Here is a 14,195-nt window from a genome sequence, read left to right on the forward strand (position 1 = left end):
CCTTCGATGCGCCGATTGACCGTGGTGCAGTTGCTGCCGGCGCTGCACTCCGGCGGTGTCGAGCGCTCGACCCTGGAAATCGCTGCGGCCCTGGTCGCTGCCGGCCATCGTGCGCTGGTGGTCTCCGCCGGTGGCCGCCTGGTGCAGCCCCTGCTCGATAGCGGTGCCGAGCACCTCACCCTCGACATCGGCCGCAAATCGCTGCTGACGCTGCGCCACCTGCCGACCCTGCGCCGCCTGTTCGCTGAACTCGGCGCGGACATCGTGCACGCCCGTTCGCGGCTGCCGGCATGGCTGGGCCTGTACGCGATCCGTGCCATGCCCGCCGCCCAGCGCCCGCACTGGGTAACCACCGTGCACGGGTTGAATTCGCCCAGTCGCTACAGCGCGGTGATGACCAGCGGTGAACGCGTGATCTGCGTGTCCAACACCGTGCGCGACTACGTGCAGCGGCACTATCCGACGGTACCCGAAGCGAAGCTGCAGGTGATTCCGCGCGGCGTCGATGTCACACAGTTTCCGCGCGTGGCCAGCGCCGACCGCCGGCCACGACTGGCGCTGGCAGCCGACTACCCGTGGCTGGCGCAGGTTGGGGGCCCGCTGCTGCTGCTGCCGGGGCGGGGCACCCGGCTGAAGGGACATGCCCATGCGCTGCAATTGCTCGCCGATGTACGTGCAGCTGGTGTGCCGGCACAGCTGTGGATGCTGGGCACCGACGAACCCGGGCGCGAGGCCTACGTGGCTGACCTGCGCCGCCAGGCCGCGGCACTGGGCGTGGCCGAGGCCGTACAGATCAGCACGCCTACCGCGCGTATCGCCCAGGCCTATGCGGCCAGCGATCTGGTGCTGCAGCTGTCGGACAAACCGGAAGCGTTTGGCCGCACCGTGGTCGAGGCGCTGTCGGTCGGCCGTCCGGTGCTGGGCTGGGATCATGGTGGCGTCGGCGAACTGCTTCGGCAGCTGCAGCCCGCTGGCGCGGTGCCGCTGGGCGATGCACGCGCGTTGGGTGAACGTGCGCTGGCCCTGCTGGCGCAGCCGCCGTTCCTGCCGACCCGCATCCCGTTTACGCTGCAGGCCATGCAGCGCGATACCCTCCGCCTCTATGCCGACCTCGCTGGCTGACTCCGCCGTCACCGTGCGCGACGACCGCGCCGGGCGCTGGGCGCCGTGGTGGGTGCTGACGTACGTAGCGCTGTGGCCATTGCCGGGCATCGCGGAGACCGTGCTGGGCCTTGGCGCGGTCTACGCCGCCGCGCGCATGGTCATGCGCCGCCTGCAGCGCCGCCCGCATCTGTTGAGCACGGCAGCGTGGGCGCTGACCTCCATCCTGTTCCTCGGCTATTGGCTGCCGCAGGCGTTCTCGGCGTTTGATGCAATCGATCCGGCAGCGTCGTGGACGAAGGCGGCTGCCGGCCTGCGCTACCTGCCCTTCATGTGGCTGGTGGCGATCGCGGTGGCCACGCCGGGACGCAGGCGGCTGACCTTCGGCGGTCTGGCGCTGATCACCGGCGCATGGACGCTGGATGCGCTGGTGCAGGCGCTGGCCGGAACCAGCCCGTGGTTCTGGTCGCTTGAGCAGCTGAAGCTTGCGGTGAGTGGTCACGCGTTGTGCCCGGCCACTGAGGCAGCCGTGGTCGATCGCCTCAGTGGGGCACTCGGGCCGTGCAACCTGAAGTTCGGCCAGGTCCTGGCCAGTCTCTCACCGTTCCTGTTGTTGCCGCTGGCGCGTCGCTTTGGCAATCCGGGTTGGGTACTGGCCGCGGCGGCGCTGGGCTGCGTGCTGCTGCTGGCCGGCTCGCGCGCGTCGTGGATCACCTTCGCGCTGGTGCTGGCCTACAGCGGCGTGCGCCAGTTCGGTGTGAAGCGGATGCTGCTGCTGGCGCTGCTCGGCGTGCTGGGCGCCGGCGTGCTCACCGCAGGCGTGCCGCAGCTGCGCGAACGCCTTGCGCGTACCGCGATGGCGTGGGATGGAAGCGAACGCGGTGTCGACGAGGCACTGTCGGGGCGCGCGCGTATCTGGGAAGCCGCCGTCTGCATGATCGAAGAACACCCGTTCAACGGCGTCGGCGCACGCGGTTTCCGCGATGCCTATCCCGCCTGCGTGGCCGAAGAGGGGCTGGCGGTATGGGGGGATGCTCCCGCCCTGCACGCGCATCAGGTCGTGCTGGAAATCCTGGCAGAAACCGGGGTGATCGGCCTGCTGCTGTGGCTGGCAGCCGTGGCCCAGGCCTGGCGGGCCTGGCGCTATGCACCGACGGCCGCGCGTGACCGGGCCCGCCCTGCGATGCTGGCGCTGGCGGTCACCGTGTTCCCGCTCAACACGCATCTGGCGTTCTATTCCGCGTTCTGGGGCGGCCTGACCGTGCTGCTCGCTGCCTTGTTCGCCGGCAGCCTGCTGGCGCGGGAATCGGACGACGCGTCACCGCTGCTGTGATCGTCCGTCCACGCATGGCGTGGCTCTACTGCACGTACCGAACGAACGTCGCCGCGGTGGATCCACGCCATGGCGTGCATGGGACGATCATTGGGCGCATGTCGCCATAGTAGATCCACGCCATGCGTGGATGGGGCTTTCCCGACGCAAATGCACGCCAACCTCCACTACCTGTGCCTCCGTGTGTATCGCACGCTGGAGGCATGGCCAGCCCCAGACTCCGCTACGGTCGGTATTCCCGAACCGGCAACGTGTACTCATTGACCACGGCAACCCTTAGCCGTGAACCGTTATTCGCCGATGCGGCGAACATGGCGATCCTGATCGACACCCTGCGCTTCGTCGAGCGTAGGGGCTTCAGCCACAGTCTCGCCTGGGTGGTCATGCCCGACCATCTGCACTGGCTGATGGAGCTGCGCGGAGGAACCCTGGCCGGGTGCATGCCCCTTCTGAAGTCACGCAGCAGCAGGTTGCTGAACCGGCGGCTGGAGCGGCAGGGCGCGCTGTGGCAGCACGGCTATCACGACCATGCAATGCGGACCGACGAATCACTTCACGAGAAGGCAATGTACATCCTGGCCAATCCAGTCCGTGCGGGCCTGGCGTGCGTGGTGGGGGAATACCCGTACGCCTGGTGCCGCTGGCCGTTGTGAATCACGGCACGGAATCGAAGAGCATCCACGCATGGCGTGGATCTACTTGTAAAAATCGCTCCGGCCGCCGGGCTGGCGCTTGAAGCGGCGGTGGATCCACAGGTACTGGTCGGGAGCCTCGCGCACCATCGCTTCGATGGCCTGGTTGACCCGCGTGGTATCGGCTTCCACATCCTCGCTGGGAAAGTTCTCCAGCGGCGCGCCGATCTTCAGGAAGTACTTTCCGCCCTCGCGGCGGTGGAAGTACGGAATCACCGCGCAGCCGGTCATGCGCGCCAGCTGGTGGGTGGCCGTAATAGTGGACGCGGTATGGCCGAAGAACGGGACGAACACGGTGTCCTTGCCACGCATGTCCTGGTCCGGCGCATACCAGAGAAAGCCGCCCTTCTTCAGGTGGCGCACGGTCGCGCGGATGTCCTCGTTGGCGAACATCGCCTTGGCATAGCGCAGGCGGCCGAACTTCACCGCCCACTCGTACACCGGGTTCTTGTGCTTGCGGTACATGCCTGAAAGATCGACGTAGTCGCACAGCAGGCGGCCGCACATCTCCAGGGTCATGAAATGGCCGGACACCAGCAGTACGCCGCGGCCTTCGGCCTGCATCCGCCGCAGATGTTCCAGGCCTTCGATCTGCACCTGTGGGCGGATGCGGTCGATGCTGCCCCACCACGCGCGGATGCACTCGAACACGCCCACACCCAGTGCGTCGAAGCTGTCGCGCACCAGGCGCTGGCGCCAGGCTTCGTCCTTTTCCGGGAAACACAGCCGCAGGTTGACTTCGGCGGCGCGACGGCGGCTGCCGAGCAGGCGCCAGCTGATCCAGCCCACGCCACGACCGAGCGCACGCTGCAGCATCCACGGCAGGCGGGCGATGGCGAAGGCGCCGAGCATGGCGGCGAACATCGGCCAGTTGCGGGGATCGCGCAGCGACGGACGGACGGCGGTGGTGGCATCGGACATGGCGCCATTCTACCAACCCGGCAGCGTGTCTTTCCCGGGGGGCTCCCGTATCCTTGCCGCATGCGCAAAGACCCTGCCGAATGGATCCTGCGCGGCCTGTACTCGGCCGTGCTCTACATCCTGCTGCCGATCACCGTGTACCACCTGGTCTGGCGCGGTTTCCGGGTCCGTGAATACTTCCGGCGCTGGGACGAGCGCTATGCCTCGTATCCGCAGCCGACCGGCCAGCCGCGGGTCTGGCTGCATGCGGTCTCGGTGGGCGAGGTCAATGCCGCCGCGCCGCTGGTGAATGCCCTGCGCCAACAGCGTCCGGACATCCGCTGGGTCATCACCACCATCACCCCGACCGGTTCGGAGCGCGTGCGTGCGCTGTGGGGGGACGCGCTGGACCACGTCTATCTGCCGTACGACGTGCCGGGCAGCGTCAACCGCTTCCTCGGCCACTTCCAGCCCAGCCTGGCGCTGATCCTGGAAACCGAGCTGTGGCCGAACATGCTGTTCGGCTGCCGCGACCGCCATATTCCGGTCTATATCCTCAACGCCCGCCTGTCTGCGCGTTCGCTGCGCGGTTACCGGGTGCTGGCGGCGCTGATCCGCCGTGCGCTGCGCACGGTCACCTGCGTGGCCGCGCAGTCGCAGGACGACGCCGCGCGCTTCGTGCAGCTGGGGGCGGCGCGGGAACAGGTGCAGGCCCTGGGCAACCTCAAGTTCGATATCGCCACGCCGGATGTGCAGCGCTTCGTCGAGCAGTTCCACGCCTGCGTGCCCGCCGGGCGCCCGGTGTGGATCGCGGCCAGTACCCATGATGGCGAGGAGCAGGCGGTGATCGACCTGCATCGGCGCCTGCGCCAGCAGCACCCCGACCTGTTGTTGCTGTGGGCGCCGCGGCACCCCGAGCGCTTCCCGAAGGTGGAGGTGCTGGCGCGCGAGCAGGGCTGGAGCGTGGCGACCCGTCGTGCGAAGCAATGGCCCGAGGCCGGCACGGATGTATTCGTCATCGACACCCTGGGCGAGCTGATGCCGTTCTATGCCTGCGCGCAGGTTGCCTTCGTCGGCGGCAGCCTGCAGCCGATCGGTGGCCACAACCTGCTGGAACCGGCGGCAATGGGTACTGCGGCTGTGACCGGCCCCCACCTGCACAACTTCGCCGAGATCTCCCGCCGCATGCGTGAGGCCGGTGCCTTGCTGATCGGCGATGACGTGCAAGCGGTGGGTGACCTGCTGCAGCACCTGCTCCAGGACCCGCAGGCGCGCGAGGACATGGCGCGGGCAGGCTGCACGTTGATCAGCAATGGCCGTGGCGCTTTGCAGCGCACGCTGGCCCTGGTCGCGCCACATCTGCCGCCGCCGCGCGGCTGAGTCCACCGGCCGCACAGGCCTGCGCCCAGTCCGTCGACTGACGTGATCGACTGCATCAATTCTGCTTAGCGGGCGGAGTTCTGTCGCGACAGAACCGGGTGCGCGTCGCTGGGCGTGTCTGCGGTCACATCGCGGCGTGCACGGCAAGGATTCTGATATCGCCCTTCGGCGCAGGCTGCCAGCCTGCTGTCGACCGCGCTTGGACGGATATCAAGGGAGCTTGCGATGGATGGGGGCAGCAGGCCGGAGGGCATCGGTGATGCCCGGCCCGGCATGGAGCATCTTGCAGTGGTGGCGCTGACGCTGCTGCTGGGGGGCAATGTGGTCGCGCTGATCGGCCAGCACACGGCGGCCGAGGCTGGGCCGGCCATCGTGCTGAGCCTGTTGCTGGCCGCACTGGGTACGATGCCACTGCTGTATTGCCTGCACGCCCTCAACCAGCAGCTGCCGGCTGTCGATGGCCTGCAGGGAGTGTTGCGTGCGTGCTGGGGCCGGGCATCCGCCGGTGTGCTCGGCGGCGCGCTGTTGTTGGAACTGGTGGCGACCATGGGTGGCGTGGCGCAATCGCTGGCCCGTCATCTGCGTGCACTGCTGGCCTATTGTGGCGTCGAGGCCGACTACGCGGTGCCGGGTCCGCTGATGGCCAGCCTGGCGGTGCTTCTGATTGGTGTGGTCGGGTTGCTGCCGTGGCGACGAATGGTTCTGGTGGCGTGTGCGCTGTTGACGATGAAGATCGGGACCGGCCTGCTGCTGGTGGCACTGGCAGCCCGTTACATGCACTACGCGCACTGGATTCCCTGGCTGCCGGAGGCGACGGCTCCCTATCGCTTTGGGCTTGGTGGTGTATTGGCGGCGAGCGTGCCGCTGCTGGGTGCGTTCGCCAGCGTGGGCCTGGCGGTTGGATTTCCCGGCTTGGGCGGGCAGGTGAAGGCGCGCCAGTCGCGGCTGCTGGCGGGCATGCTGCTGCTGGCCATGCTGTTGCTGATCGTGGTCGCTGCATTGCAGGCCGGGCTGGTCGAGTTCCCTGCATTGGACAGCACGCGACCGCTGGCGGTAGCCCTGCAACCGCACCCGCAGCTGCAGTGGCTGATGCCGTTGCTGCCGCTGGCCGGCGCGGCCGGATTGGCCGCGCTGCTGCTGGTGCTGCTGCGGGTGGGCCTGTGCTTGGCGATGCAGCTGTGGCCGGCACGGCATGACGAAGCAATCGGCATGCATGTGCGGGCGGTGCCGGTCGCGCTGATTCTGTCAGCGGCGGTGCTGGCTTTCGGCGTGCCCGCGGGCATCCTGCCGGTGCTGCCCGGCCCGGTCGTGCTGGTGGTGATGGCCGCCCTGTGCCTGGCCGTACTGCGCGGGCAGTCACCGTTGGCACGTGGCCTTGCGCTGCTGGCGCCTGTGGCCGCCGGACTGTGCATGCTGGCCGCCATCGGGTGGCTGCGGGCCTGGCCCGGCTGATGGCCGTGCATCGCGCACAAAAAAGCCACCCTCGCGGGTGGCTTTTCGTTGCCGGCAGGCGACGGCTCAGTGCGTCGTCGTTGCCGGATTGCCCGCGTCCTGGGTCAGCAGGCGGTTCACGTCCTGCAGCTCGGCCACGTCCAGTGCGCCCAGCGACTGGCTCAGCAGCAGGCGGTTCTGCAGGAAGGTGTAACGGGCCTGGGCGTAGTCCAGCTGCGCCGAGAACAGGATGCGCTGGTTCTGGATCACATCCAGCACGGTACGGGTGCCGACCTCCAGGCCGACCTGCGAAGCGTCGTACGCGCTCTGCGCCGAGACCACCGCCAAGCGGCGGGCTTCCACTTCGCTGATGCCCTGCACCAGGGTCTGGTAGGCATTGCGGGTATTGCGGTCCAGGGCACGCTTCTGCTGCTCGTAGCCGTCCTGGGCGATGTCACGCTGGGCCAGCGCCTGGCGCACGCCCGACTGGGTGGCACCACCGGAGAAGATCGGCACGCTCAGGGTCAGGCCGATGCTGTTGGTGCGTGCGTCCGGCGACAACGAGCCGGCGCCGGTGCTGTCGCCCCAGGTCGCGCTCTTGCCCCAGCTGCCGCCCAGCGACAGGGTCGGGTAATGGCCACCGCGGGCAGCCTGCACGCCAGCTTCGGCCGCACTGACCTTCAGCTCCTGCGCCTTCAGCGCCGGATTCTGGGTGGTGGCCTGCTGCACCAGCTCATCGATGTTGCCGCGGTTGGCCGGCACTTCCGGGCGGAAGTCCGCCGGCAGGCCACGCAGGTTGGTCACCGGCTGGCCGGTCAGTTCGGTCAGGGCCTGGTAGTTATCGGCCAGGGTGTTCTGCGCAATGATGGTGTTGGCACGCGCCTGGTCGTACTGGGCGCGTGCTTCGTGCACGTCGGTGATCGGCGCCAGGCCCACTTCCAGGCGCTTGTCGGCGAAGTCGAACTGCTTCTTCGCGGCCGCTTCGTTGGTCTGCGCGGCGTTCAGCGATTCGATCGCCACCAGCACGTTGAAGTAGGCCGCCGAGGTGCGCACGATCAGGTTGTCGTTGGCCGATTCGAGGGTGAAGTCCGCCGCCTTGCTCAGCTCACGCTGCGAGCGCAGGTTGTTGATCTGGGTCCAGTTGAACAGCGTCTGGCTGCCGTCGATCGTGTAGGTGCGGCGCTTGTTGGTGAACGAGCCGGAGTTGGCGTCGGCGTTCGGCTCGCTGCGCGTGCGGTTCAGCGCGGCCTGGCCGTTGATCTGCGGCAGCAGGGCGGCACGCGCCTGCACGGCGCCTTCCTTGTCGTACAGCCGGGTCGATTCGGCGGCCGACAGCTGCGGATCGCCGTTGCGGGCCATTTCGTAGACCTGCAGCAGGTCGGCGGCATGGGCGGACAACGGCAGCAGGGCAGTGGCCAGCGCAACAGCGAGGGATCGGCGGATCATTGCGGCTTCCTTGGACTCAGAGGTGGAACTGGGGGGCCGGGGCGGCACCACGCAGGTAATCGATATCGGTCTCGAACAGGGACTCGGAGCTGCCGTCGGCCTTGACCAGCAGGGCCTCCATCGCCGGCGAGCGGCCGTGGATCACGAACAGGCGGCCACCCGGACGCAGCCACGAGGCGAACTGTGACGGCACCACGTCGACCGCACCAGTGACACAGATCACGTCAAAGCGGCGTTCGGTCTGCCAGGACAGGGCATCGGCCACTTCCACGCGGACGTTGCTGCCCAGGCCGGAAGCGTCCAGGCGGGCACGCGCGGCGGCGGCCAGCTCCGGGTCGATTTCCAGGCTCAGCACATCGCGCGCCAGCGCGCCGATGCAGGCGGCCAGGAAGCCGCTGCCGGTGCCGATTTCCAGCACTTCGTCACCCGGCTGCAGGTCCAGCGCCTGCAGGGTACGGCCCTCGATGACCGGCTTCATCATCTTCTGGCCGTGGCCGATCGGCAGTTCGACATCGGCGTAGGCCAGTGCCCGGTGTGCATCGGCGACAAAAGCCTCGCGCGGCAGGCGGGCCAGGACGTCGAGCACCTTGATGTCCAGCACGTCCCAGGGACGGATCTGCTGTTCCACCATCAGTTCGCGGGCGTGGGCGTAATCAATCGTCATGAGGTTCAAATCCAGCGCAGTGGGCCGGCCATTTTACCGGTGCCGGAGGCCGGCGGCGCGCCCAGAGCATCAGCTGCCGGGGGCCGGGGTCGCAGTGCCGGAAGTCATCGCGACCTCCGGTTCGTTCAGTTTTGGTTATTCAGCTGTTCCGGCCCCTCGCGGCGCGTAGGCGCGCAGGAAGAAGTCGATGCTGGCGGTCACGTGGGCAAGAGGGTCGCATTCCACCGGTGACAGTGGCATGCCGCACATCATGTGCATGTGCACTTCGCCCTTGACCAGGGTCAGGAACTGCTCGCCAGCCAGCGAATAGTCGGTGATTTCCAGCTCGCCGCGCTCGGCGCGTGCCCGCAGGAAGTCAGCCAGGGCCTCGCAGGTACGTTCCGGTCCTGCCTTCCAGAACAGCTCGCGCAGGCGTTCGTCGGTCTCCGGCGCCATCATCATGCGCTGGATCGAGATCGCCGCGTCGGAGGTGATCAGTTCGAAGAAGGCCAGACCGATGCCGATCAGCTGGTCGCGCAGCGGGCCGTCCGTGTCGGCCACGAACAGGGCATCGGGCAGCATTTCAATGCACTTTGACTGCACGGCCTCGGAGAACAGGGTCTCCTTGTCGCCGAAGTGGCTGTACACAGTCAGCTTCGAGACGCCGGCCTGGGCGGCGATGGTGTCCATGCTCACGCCGGTATACCCCTGTTCGATGAACAGTACCTTGGCTGCTTCAAGGATCGCCGCGCGCTTGCCCAGATCCTTGGGGCGCCCGGGTCCGGCGGCCTTGGCAGCAGGCTTGGCCGACGGCTTGCGGGAAGTGGAAGAACTCATCGCAACAATACTAGACCAAGCGGTTCGATATTTATACTATACCGGCCGGTTTATTAAATTGGGCCGGCAGTCGCGGCTCCCCCTTGTTGCAACCCTGTGTTTTCAGGACGTTGACCGATGAAGATCGTGCGCTGGATGGGCGGTATGGTGTGGGTGGCTGCGCTGGCAGCCTGTTCGGGACAGGAACAGGCGCCGCAGGCGGCCGTGCCGGTACTGGTGGTTCACCCCGGCGAACAGGCCGGACAGGCGCCGGCGGCATTCCCGGGCACGGTGCGTGCCCGCCAGGAAAGCCCGCTGTCGTTCCGCGTCGGCGGCAACCTGGTCAAGCGCCACGTCGATGCCGGCCAGCGGGTGAAGAAGGGCGACGTGCTGGCCGAACTGGACGTGGCTGACTTCGCGCTGCAGGCCCGTGCCTCACAGGCGCAGCTGGCTGCGGCCGAGGCCGACCTGGTGCGTGCCCGCGATGACCTCAAGCGCTACCAGGTGCTGGCCGACCAGCAACTGGTCAGCCGCTCGCAGCTGGACCAGCAGTCCGCGGCGTTCAAGGCCGCGCAGGGCCAGGCCAATGCGGCCCGCGCCAACCTCGATGTGCTGCGCAACCAGGCTGACTACGCGCAGCTGCGCGCGCCGGCCGATGGCGTGATCGCCAGCCGCGAGGCCGAAGCCGGGCAGGTGGTGTCCGCCGGCCAGACCATCTTCAACCTGGCCGCCGATGGCGGCCGCGAAGTGCTGATCGACCTGCCTGAAGCCACCATCCGCGACTACGCGGTCGGCCAGCCGGTCGAGGTGGAACTGTGGAACCGCCCGGGCCAGCGCCTGCCCGGTACGATCCGCGAGATCGCCGCCGCCGCCGATCCGCAGGCACGCACCTATGCCACCCGCGTCAGCCTGGCCGCCGATGCGCTGGCCGATGTCGAACTGGGCCAGAGCGCGCGCGTCTACAGCAGCGCCGGTCGCCACGGTACCCTGCAGCTGCCGCTGGGCGCGCTGCAGCGCGGTGCCAACGGTGCCGCCAGCGTGTGGGTGGTCGATCCGGCCAACAGCACGCTGAAGGCCGCCTCGGTCACCACCGGTGCGTTTGGCAGCGAGACCGTGCCGGTGCTGTCCGGCGTGAACGCGGGTGACTGGGTGGTTGCCGCCGGTGGCCACCTGCTGCGAGCGGGCCAGCCGGTGATCGCCGTGGACCGGCAGAACCGCCCGGTGCTGAAGCCGGCCACGCCGGCCGCTGCCGCCAAGGCCAGGGAGTAAGCCGGTGCGCCGCTTCAATCTTTCCGAGTGGGCGTTGTCCAATCGCCCGCTGGTGCTGTTCGCGATGCTGGCCTTCGCGCTGATCGGCGCGTGGTCGTACAAGCACCTGGGCCAGTCCGAGGATCCACCATTCACCTTCAAGGCGATGGTGGTGCGCACGCTGTGGCCGGGCGCCACCGCCGAGCAGGTCTCGCGCCAGGTGACCGAGCCGATCGAGAAGGCGCTGATGAACACCGGCGAGTACGAGTTCATCCGCTCCTATTCGCGCCCCGGCGAATCGCAGGTCATCTTCATGGCCCGCGATAGCCTGCGTTCCAGGCAGATCCCGGACCTGTGGTACCAGGTGCGCAAGCGCGTGGGCGACATCCGTGCGACGCTGCCGCGCGAGATCGTCGGCCCGTTCTTCAACGATGAGTTCGGCGACACCTACGGCAACATCTACGCCTTGACCGGCAAGGGCTTCGACTACGCGGTGATGCGCGACTACGCCGACCGCATCCAGCTGGAACTGCAGCGCGTGCCCGATGTCGGCAAGATCGACCTGGTCGGCCTGCAGGACGAGAAGGTCTGGATCGAGCTGTCCAACACCCGCCTGGCCACGCTGGGTGTGTCGATGCAGCAGGTACAGCAGGCGCTGGCCGACCAGAATGCGGTCACCGGCACCAGCTTCTTCGAGACCGCCACCGATCGCGTGCAGCTGCGCGTGACCGGCCAGTTCAACGACATCGAAGCAATCCGCCAGTTCCCGATCCGTGCTGGCGACCGCACCGTGCACCTGGGTGACATCGCCGAGGTCAAGCGCGGCTTCGCCGATCCGGCGTCGCCGAAGATGCGCTTCATGGGCGAAGAGGCGATCGGCCTGGCGGTGGCGATGAAGGATGGCGGTGACATCCTCAAGCTCGGTGCCAACCTTGATGCCGAGTTCCAACGGCTGCAGAAGACCCTGCCGGCCGGCATGCAGCTGCGCAAGGTGTCCGACCAGCCGCAATCGGTGGAAGAGTCGGTCGGCGAGTTCGTGCAGGTGCTGACCGAGGCGGTGGTGATCGTGCTGCTGGTCAGCTTCTTCTCGCTGGGCCTGCGCACCGGCCTGGTGGTGGGCGTCACCATTCCGCTGGTGCTGGCGATGACCTTCTTCGTCATGCACTACTTCGACATCGGCCTGCACAAGATCTCGCTGGGCGCGCTGGTGCTGGCGCTGGGCCTGCTGGTGGACGATGCGATCATCGCGGTGGAGATGATGGCCACCAAGATGGAGCAGGGCTACGACCGCCTGCGCGCGGCCAGTTTCGCTTGGGAATCGACTGCGTTCCCGATGCTGACCGGTACGTTGATCACCGCAGCCGGCTTCCTGCCGATCGCCACGGCGGCATCGAGCACCGGTGAATATACGCGTTCGCTGTTCCAGGTGGTGACCATCGCGCTGGTGGTGTCGTGGATCGCGGCCGTACTGTTCATTCCCTACCTGGGTGACAAGATGCTGCCGGACCTGTTCAATCCGCAGCCGCCCAAGCCGGGCAGCCTGTCCGCGCGCTGGCATGCCAAGCGCCAGCAGTGGGCCGACCGCTACCCGGCGCTGGCCAACCTGATTGCGCCGCCGCAGCATGGGCACGACCATGATCCGTACCAGCGCCCGTTCTATCGCAGCTTCCGCCGCTTCCTCGATACCTGCCTGCGCCATCGCTGGTGGGTGATCGCCGCGACCATCGCCCTGTTCGTGTTCTCGCTGATGATGTTCCGCTTCGTGCCCCAGCAGTTCTTCCCGGACTCGACCCGGCCGGAGCTGATGGTGGACATCGAGCTGGCCGAGGGCGCCTCGCTGCGCTCGACCCAGGCCCAGGCCGAGAAGCTGGAAAAGCTGCTGTCCCGCCGCGAGGGCATTGCCAACTACGTGTCCTATGTGGGCACCGGTTCGCCGCGCTTCTATCTGCCGCTGGACCAGCAGCTGCCGGCGACCAACTTCGCCCAGTTCGTGGTGTTGGCCAAGGACATCAAGGCGCGCGAGAGCACCCGCGACTGGCTGCTGCACGAGGTGATCCCGAAGTTCCCGGACGTGCAGATGCGCGTGACCCGCCTGGAGAACGGACCGCCGGTCGGCTATCCGGTGCAGATGCGCATCTCCGGCGAGCACATCGAGAAGGTGCAGGCGATCGCGCGCCAGGTCGAGGCCAAGGTGCGGGAGAACCCGCACGTGATGAACGTCAACCTGGACTGGAGCGAGCCGAGCAAGGTGGTGCGCCTGGTGGTCGACCAGGAGCGCGCCCGTGCGCTGGGCGTTAGCAGCGCCCAGGTCAGCCAGTTCCTGTCCAGTTCGTTGGCCGGGCAGTCGGTGAGCGTGTATCGCGAAGGCAATCGCCAGATCGAGATGCTGCTGCGCGGGCCGGCCGATGAGCGCAACCAGCTGGAGCTGCTGTCCAGCCTGTCGATGCCCACCGCCAACGGTGGCAGCATCACGCTGTCGCAGGTGGCGACGATGGAGTACGGCTTCGAGGACGGCATCATCTGGCACCGCAACCGGTTGCCGACGGTGACCGTGCGCGCCGACATCAGTGATGGCATGCAGGCGCTGGACGTGGTTCATCAGATCCTGCCCACACTGGATGGCATCCGTGCCGAGCTGCCCAGTGGTTACCTGCTGGAAACCGGCGGTACCGTGGAGGATTCGGCGCGTGGCCAGAACTCGATCAAGGCCGGCATGCCGCTGTTCCTGGTGGTGGTGGCCACGCTGCTGATGCTGCAGCTGCGCAGCTTCTCGCGTGCAGCGATGGTGCTGGTGACCGCGCCGCTGGGCATCATCGGCGCGACCCTGTTCCTGCTGCTGTTCCGGGCGCCGTTCGGCTTCGTCGCGCTGCTGGGCACGATCGCACTGGCCGGCATGATCATGCGCAACTCGGTGATCCTGATCGACCAGATCCAGCAGGACATCGATGCCGGGCATGACCGCTGGCATTCGATCATCGATGCCACGGTGCGCCGCTTCCGCCCGATCGTGCTGACCGCGCTGGCGGCGGTGCTGGCGATGATTCCGCTGTCGCGCAGCGCGTTCTACGGCTCGATGGCGATCTCGATCATGGGCGGCCTGATCGTCGGTACGGTGCTGACGCTGGTGTTCCTGCCGGCGCTGTATGCGGCGTGGTTCCGGGTGAAGCCGGACGAATCCGGGGCGTAACGCCGACCGGGGTCGGAT

General features: G+C 67.7%; 11 protein-coding genes. 7 read left to right on the forward strand and 4 right to left on the reverse strand.

Going from position 1 to position 14,195, the window contains the following annotated elements; all coding sequences use genetic code 11:
* The first annotated feature begins 6 nt into the window (after nt 1–6).
* From O0J15_RS11995 to O0J15_RS12005, 3 genes are all read left to right on the forward strand, one after another.
* Nucleotides 7–1,122, forward strand: coding sequence for a glycosyltransferase (locus O0J15_RS11995; protein WP_308305706.1), 1,116 nt, complete (start codon nt 7–9; stop codon nt 1,120–1,122).
* Nucleotides 1,103–2,434, forward strand: a complete 1,332-nt coding sequence (locus O0J15_RS12000) for an O-antigen ligase family protein (protein WP_308305707.1) — start codon at nt 1,103–1,105, stop codon at nt 2,432–2,434. The genes O0J15_RS11995 and O0J15_RS12000 overlap by 20 nt, the downstream gene beginning before the upstream one ends.
* A gap of 203 nt (nt 2,435–2,637) precedes the next feature.
* Complete coding sequence (locus O0J15_RS12005; RefSeq protein WP_308305708.1) at nt 2,638–3,087, forward strand: transposase; 450 nt, start codon at nt 2,638–2,640, stop codon at nt 3,085–3,087.
* Between the two features lie 42 nt (nt 3,088–3,129).
* Here O0J15_RS12005 and O0J15_RS12010 read toward each other — a convergent pair whose 3' ends face one another.
* Nucleotides 3,130–4,047, reverse strand: coding sequence for an LpxL/LpxP family Kdo(2)-lipid IV(A) lauroyl/palmitoleoyl acyltransferase (locus tag O0J15_RS12010; RefSeq protein ID WP_058983548.1), 918 nt, complete (start codon nt 4,045–4,047; stop codon nt 3,130–3,132).
* A 60-nt stretch (nt 4,048–4,107) separates the two neighbouring features.
* Here O0J15_RS12010 and waaA point away from each other — a divergent pair, with 60 nt between their 5' ends.
* Nucleotides 4,108–5,406 carry a lipid IV(A) 3-deoxy-D-manno-octulosonic acid transferase gene (gene waaA, locus O0J15_RS12015; RefSeq protein WP_308305709.1) on the forward strand — a complete coding sequence of 433 codons (1,299 nt, stop codon included), beginning with the start codon at nt 4,108–4,110 and terminating at the stop codon, nt 5,404–5,406.
* A 225-nt stretch (nt 5,407–5,631) separates the two neighbouring features.
* Nucleotides 5,632–6,858 carry a hypothetical protein gene (locus tag O0J15_RS12020; protein WP_058983544.1) on the forward strand — a complete coding sequence of 409 codons (1,227 nt, stop codon included), beginning with the start codon at nt 5,632–5,634 and terminating at the stop codon, nt 6,856–6,858.
* Between the two features lie 66 nt (nt 6,859–6,924).
* On the opposite strand, the gene O0J15_RS12025 is transcribed toward O0J15_RS12020, so the two are convergent.
* The 3 genes from O0J15_RS12025 to O0J15_RS12035 form a co-directional block, all read right to left on the reverse strand.
* Nucleotides 6,925–8,283, reverse strand: a complete 1,359-nt coding sequence (locus O0J15_RS12025) for a TolC family outer membrane protein (RefSeq protein WP_005419128.1) — start codon at nt 8,281–8,283, stop codon at nt 6,925–6,927.
* A 16-nt stretch (nt 8,284–8,299) separates the two neighbouring features.
* Nucleotides 8,300–8,947, reverse strand: a complete 648-nt coding sequence (locus O0J15_RS12030; RefSeq protein ID WP_019662052.1) for a protein-L-isoaspartate O-methyltransferase — start codon at nt 8,945–8,947, stop codon at nt 8,300–8,302.
* Between the two features lie 135 nt (nt 8,948–9,082).
* A complete protein-coding gene (locus O0J15_RS12035; RefSeq protein WP_019662051.1) occupies nt 9,083–9,763 on the reverse strand; it encodes a TetR/AcrR family transcriptional regulator in 681 nt (226 codons plus the stop codon).
* Between the two features lie 117 nt (nt 9,764–9,880).
* On the opposite strand from O0J15_RS12035, the gene O0J15_RS12040 reads away from it, so the two are divergent.
* Nucleotides 9,881–11,011 (forward strand): efflux RND transporter periplasmic adaptor subunit, encoded by a 1,131-nt coding sequence (locus tag O0J15_RS12040; RefSeq protein ID WP_019662050.1) that lies wholly within the window; start codon nt 9,881–9,883, stop codon nt 11,009–11,011.
* A 4-nt stretch (nt 11,012–11,015) separates the two neighbouring features.
* Nucleotides 11,016–14,177: an efflux RND transporter permease subunit gene (locus tag O0J15_RS12045; RefSeq protein WP_019662049.1), complete on the forward strand. Its 3,162-nt coding sequence runs from the start codon at nt 11,016–11,018 to the stop codon at nt 14,175–14,177.
* Nucleotides 14,178–14,195 lie beyond the last annotated feature (18 nt).

The organism is Stenotrophomonas sp. Sm10 (assembly GCF_030985515.1).
GTDB classification, from domain to species: Bacteria; Pseudomonadota; Gammaproteobacteria; order Xanthomonadales; family Xanthomonadaceae; genus Stenotrophomonas; species Stenotrophomonas hibiscicola.

Bases quoted from the DNA above. Each gene is read 5' to 3' on its own strand.
- O0J15_RS12030 (WP_019662052.1), bottom strand. From the start codon at position 8,947: ATGACGATTGATTACGCCCACGCCCGCGAACTGATGGTGGAACAGCAG.
- O0J15_RS11995 (WP_308305706.1), top strand. From the start codon at position 7: ATGCGCCGATTGACCGTGGTGCAGTTGCTGCCGGCGCTGCACTCCGGC.
- O0J15_RS12010 (WP_058983548.1), bottom strand. From the start codon at position 4,047: ATGTCCGATGCCACCACCGCCGTCCGTCCGTCGCTGCGCGATCCCCGC.
- O0J15_RS12025 (WP_005419128.1), bottom strand. From the start codon at position 8,283: ATGATCCGCCGATCCCTCGCTGTTGCGCTGGCCACTGCCCTGCTGCCG.
- O0J15_RS12035 (WP_019662051.1), bottom strand. From the start codon at position 9,763: ATGAGTTCTTCCACTTCCCGCAAGCCGTCGGCCAAGCCTGCTGCCAAG.
- O0J15_RS12040 (WP_019662050.1), top strand. From the start codon at position 9,881: ATGAAGATCGTGCGCTGGATGGGCGGTATGGTGTGGGTGGCTGCGCTG.
- O0J15_RS12000 (WP_308305707.1), top strand. From the start codon at position 1,103: ATGCCGACCTCGCTGGCTGACTCCGCCGTCACCGTGCGCGACGACCGC.
- waaA (WP_308305709.1), top strand. From the start codon at position 4,108: ATGCGCAAAGACCCTGCCGAATGGATCCTGCGCGGCCTGTACTCGGCC.
- O0J15_RS12005 (WP_308305708.1), top strand. From the start codon at position 2,638: ATGGCCAGCCCCAGACTCCGCTACGGTCGGTATTCCCGAACCGGCAAC.
- O0J15_RS12020 (WP_058983544.1), top strand. From the start codon at position 5,632: ATGGATGGGGGCAGCAGGCCGGAGGGCATCGGTGATGCCCGGCCCGGC.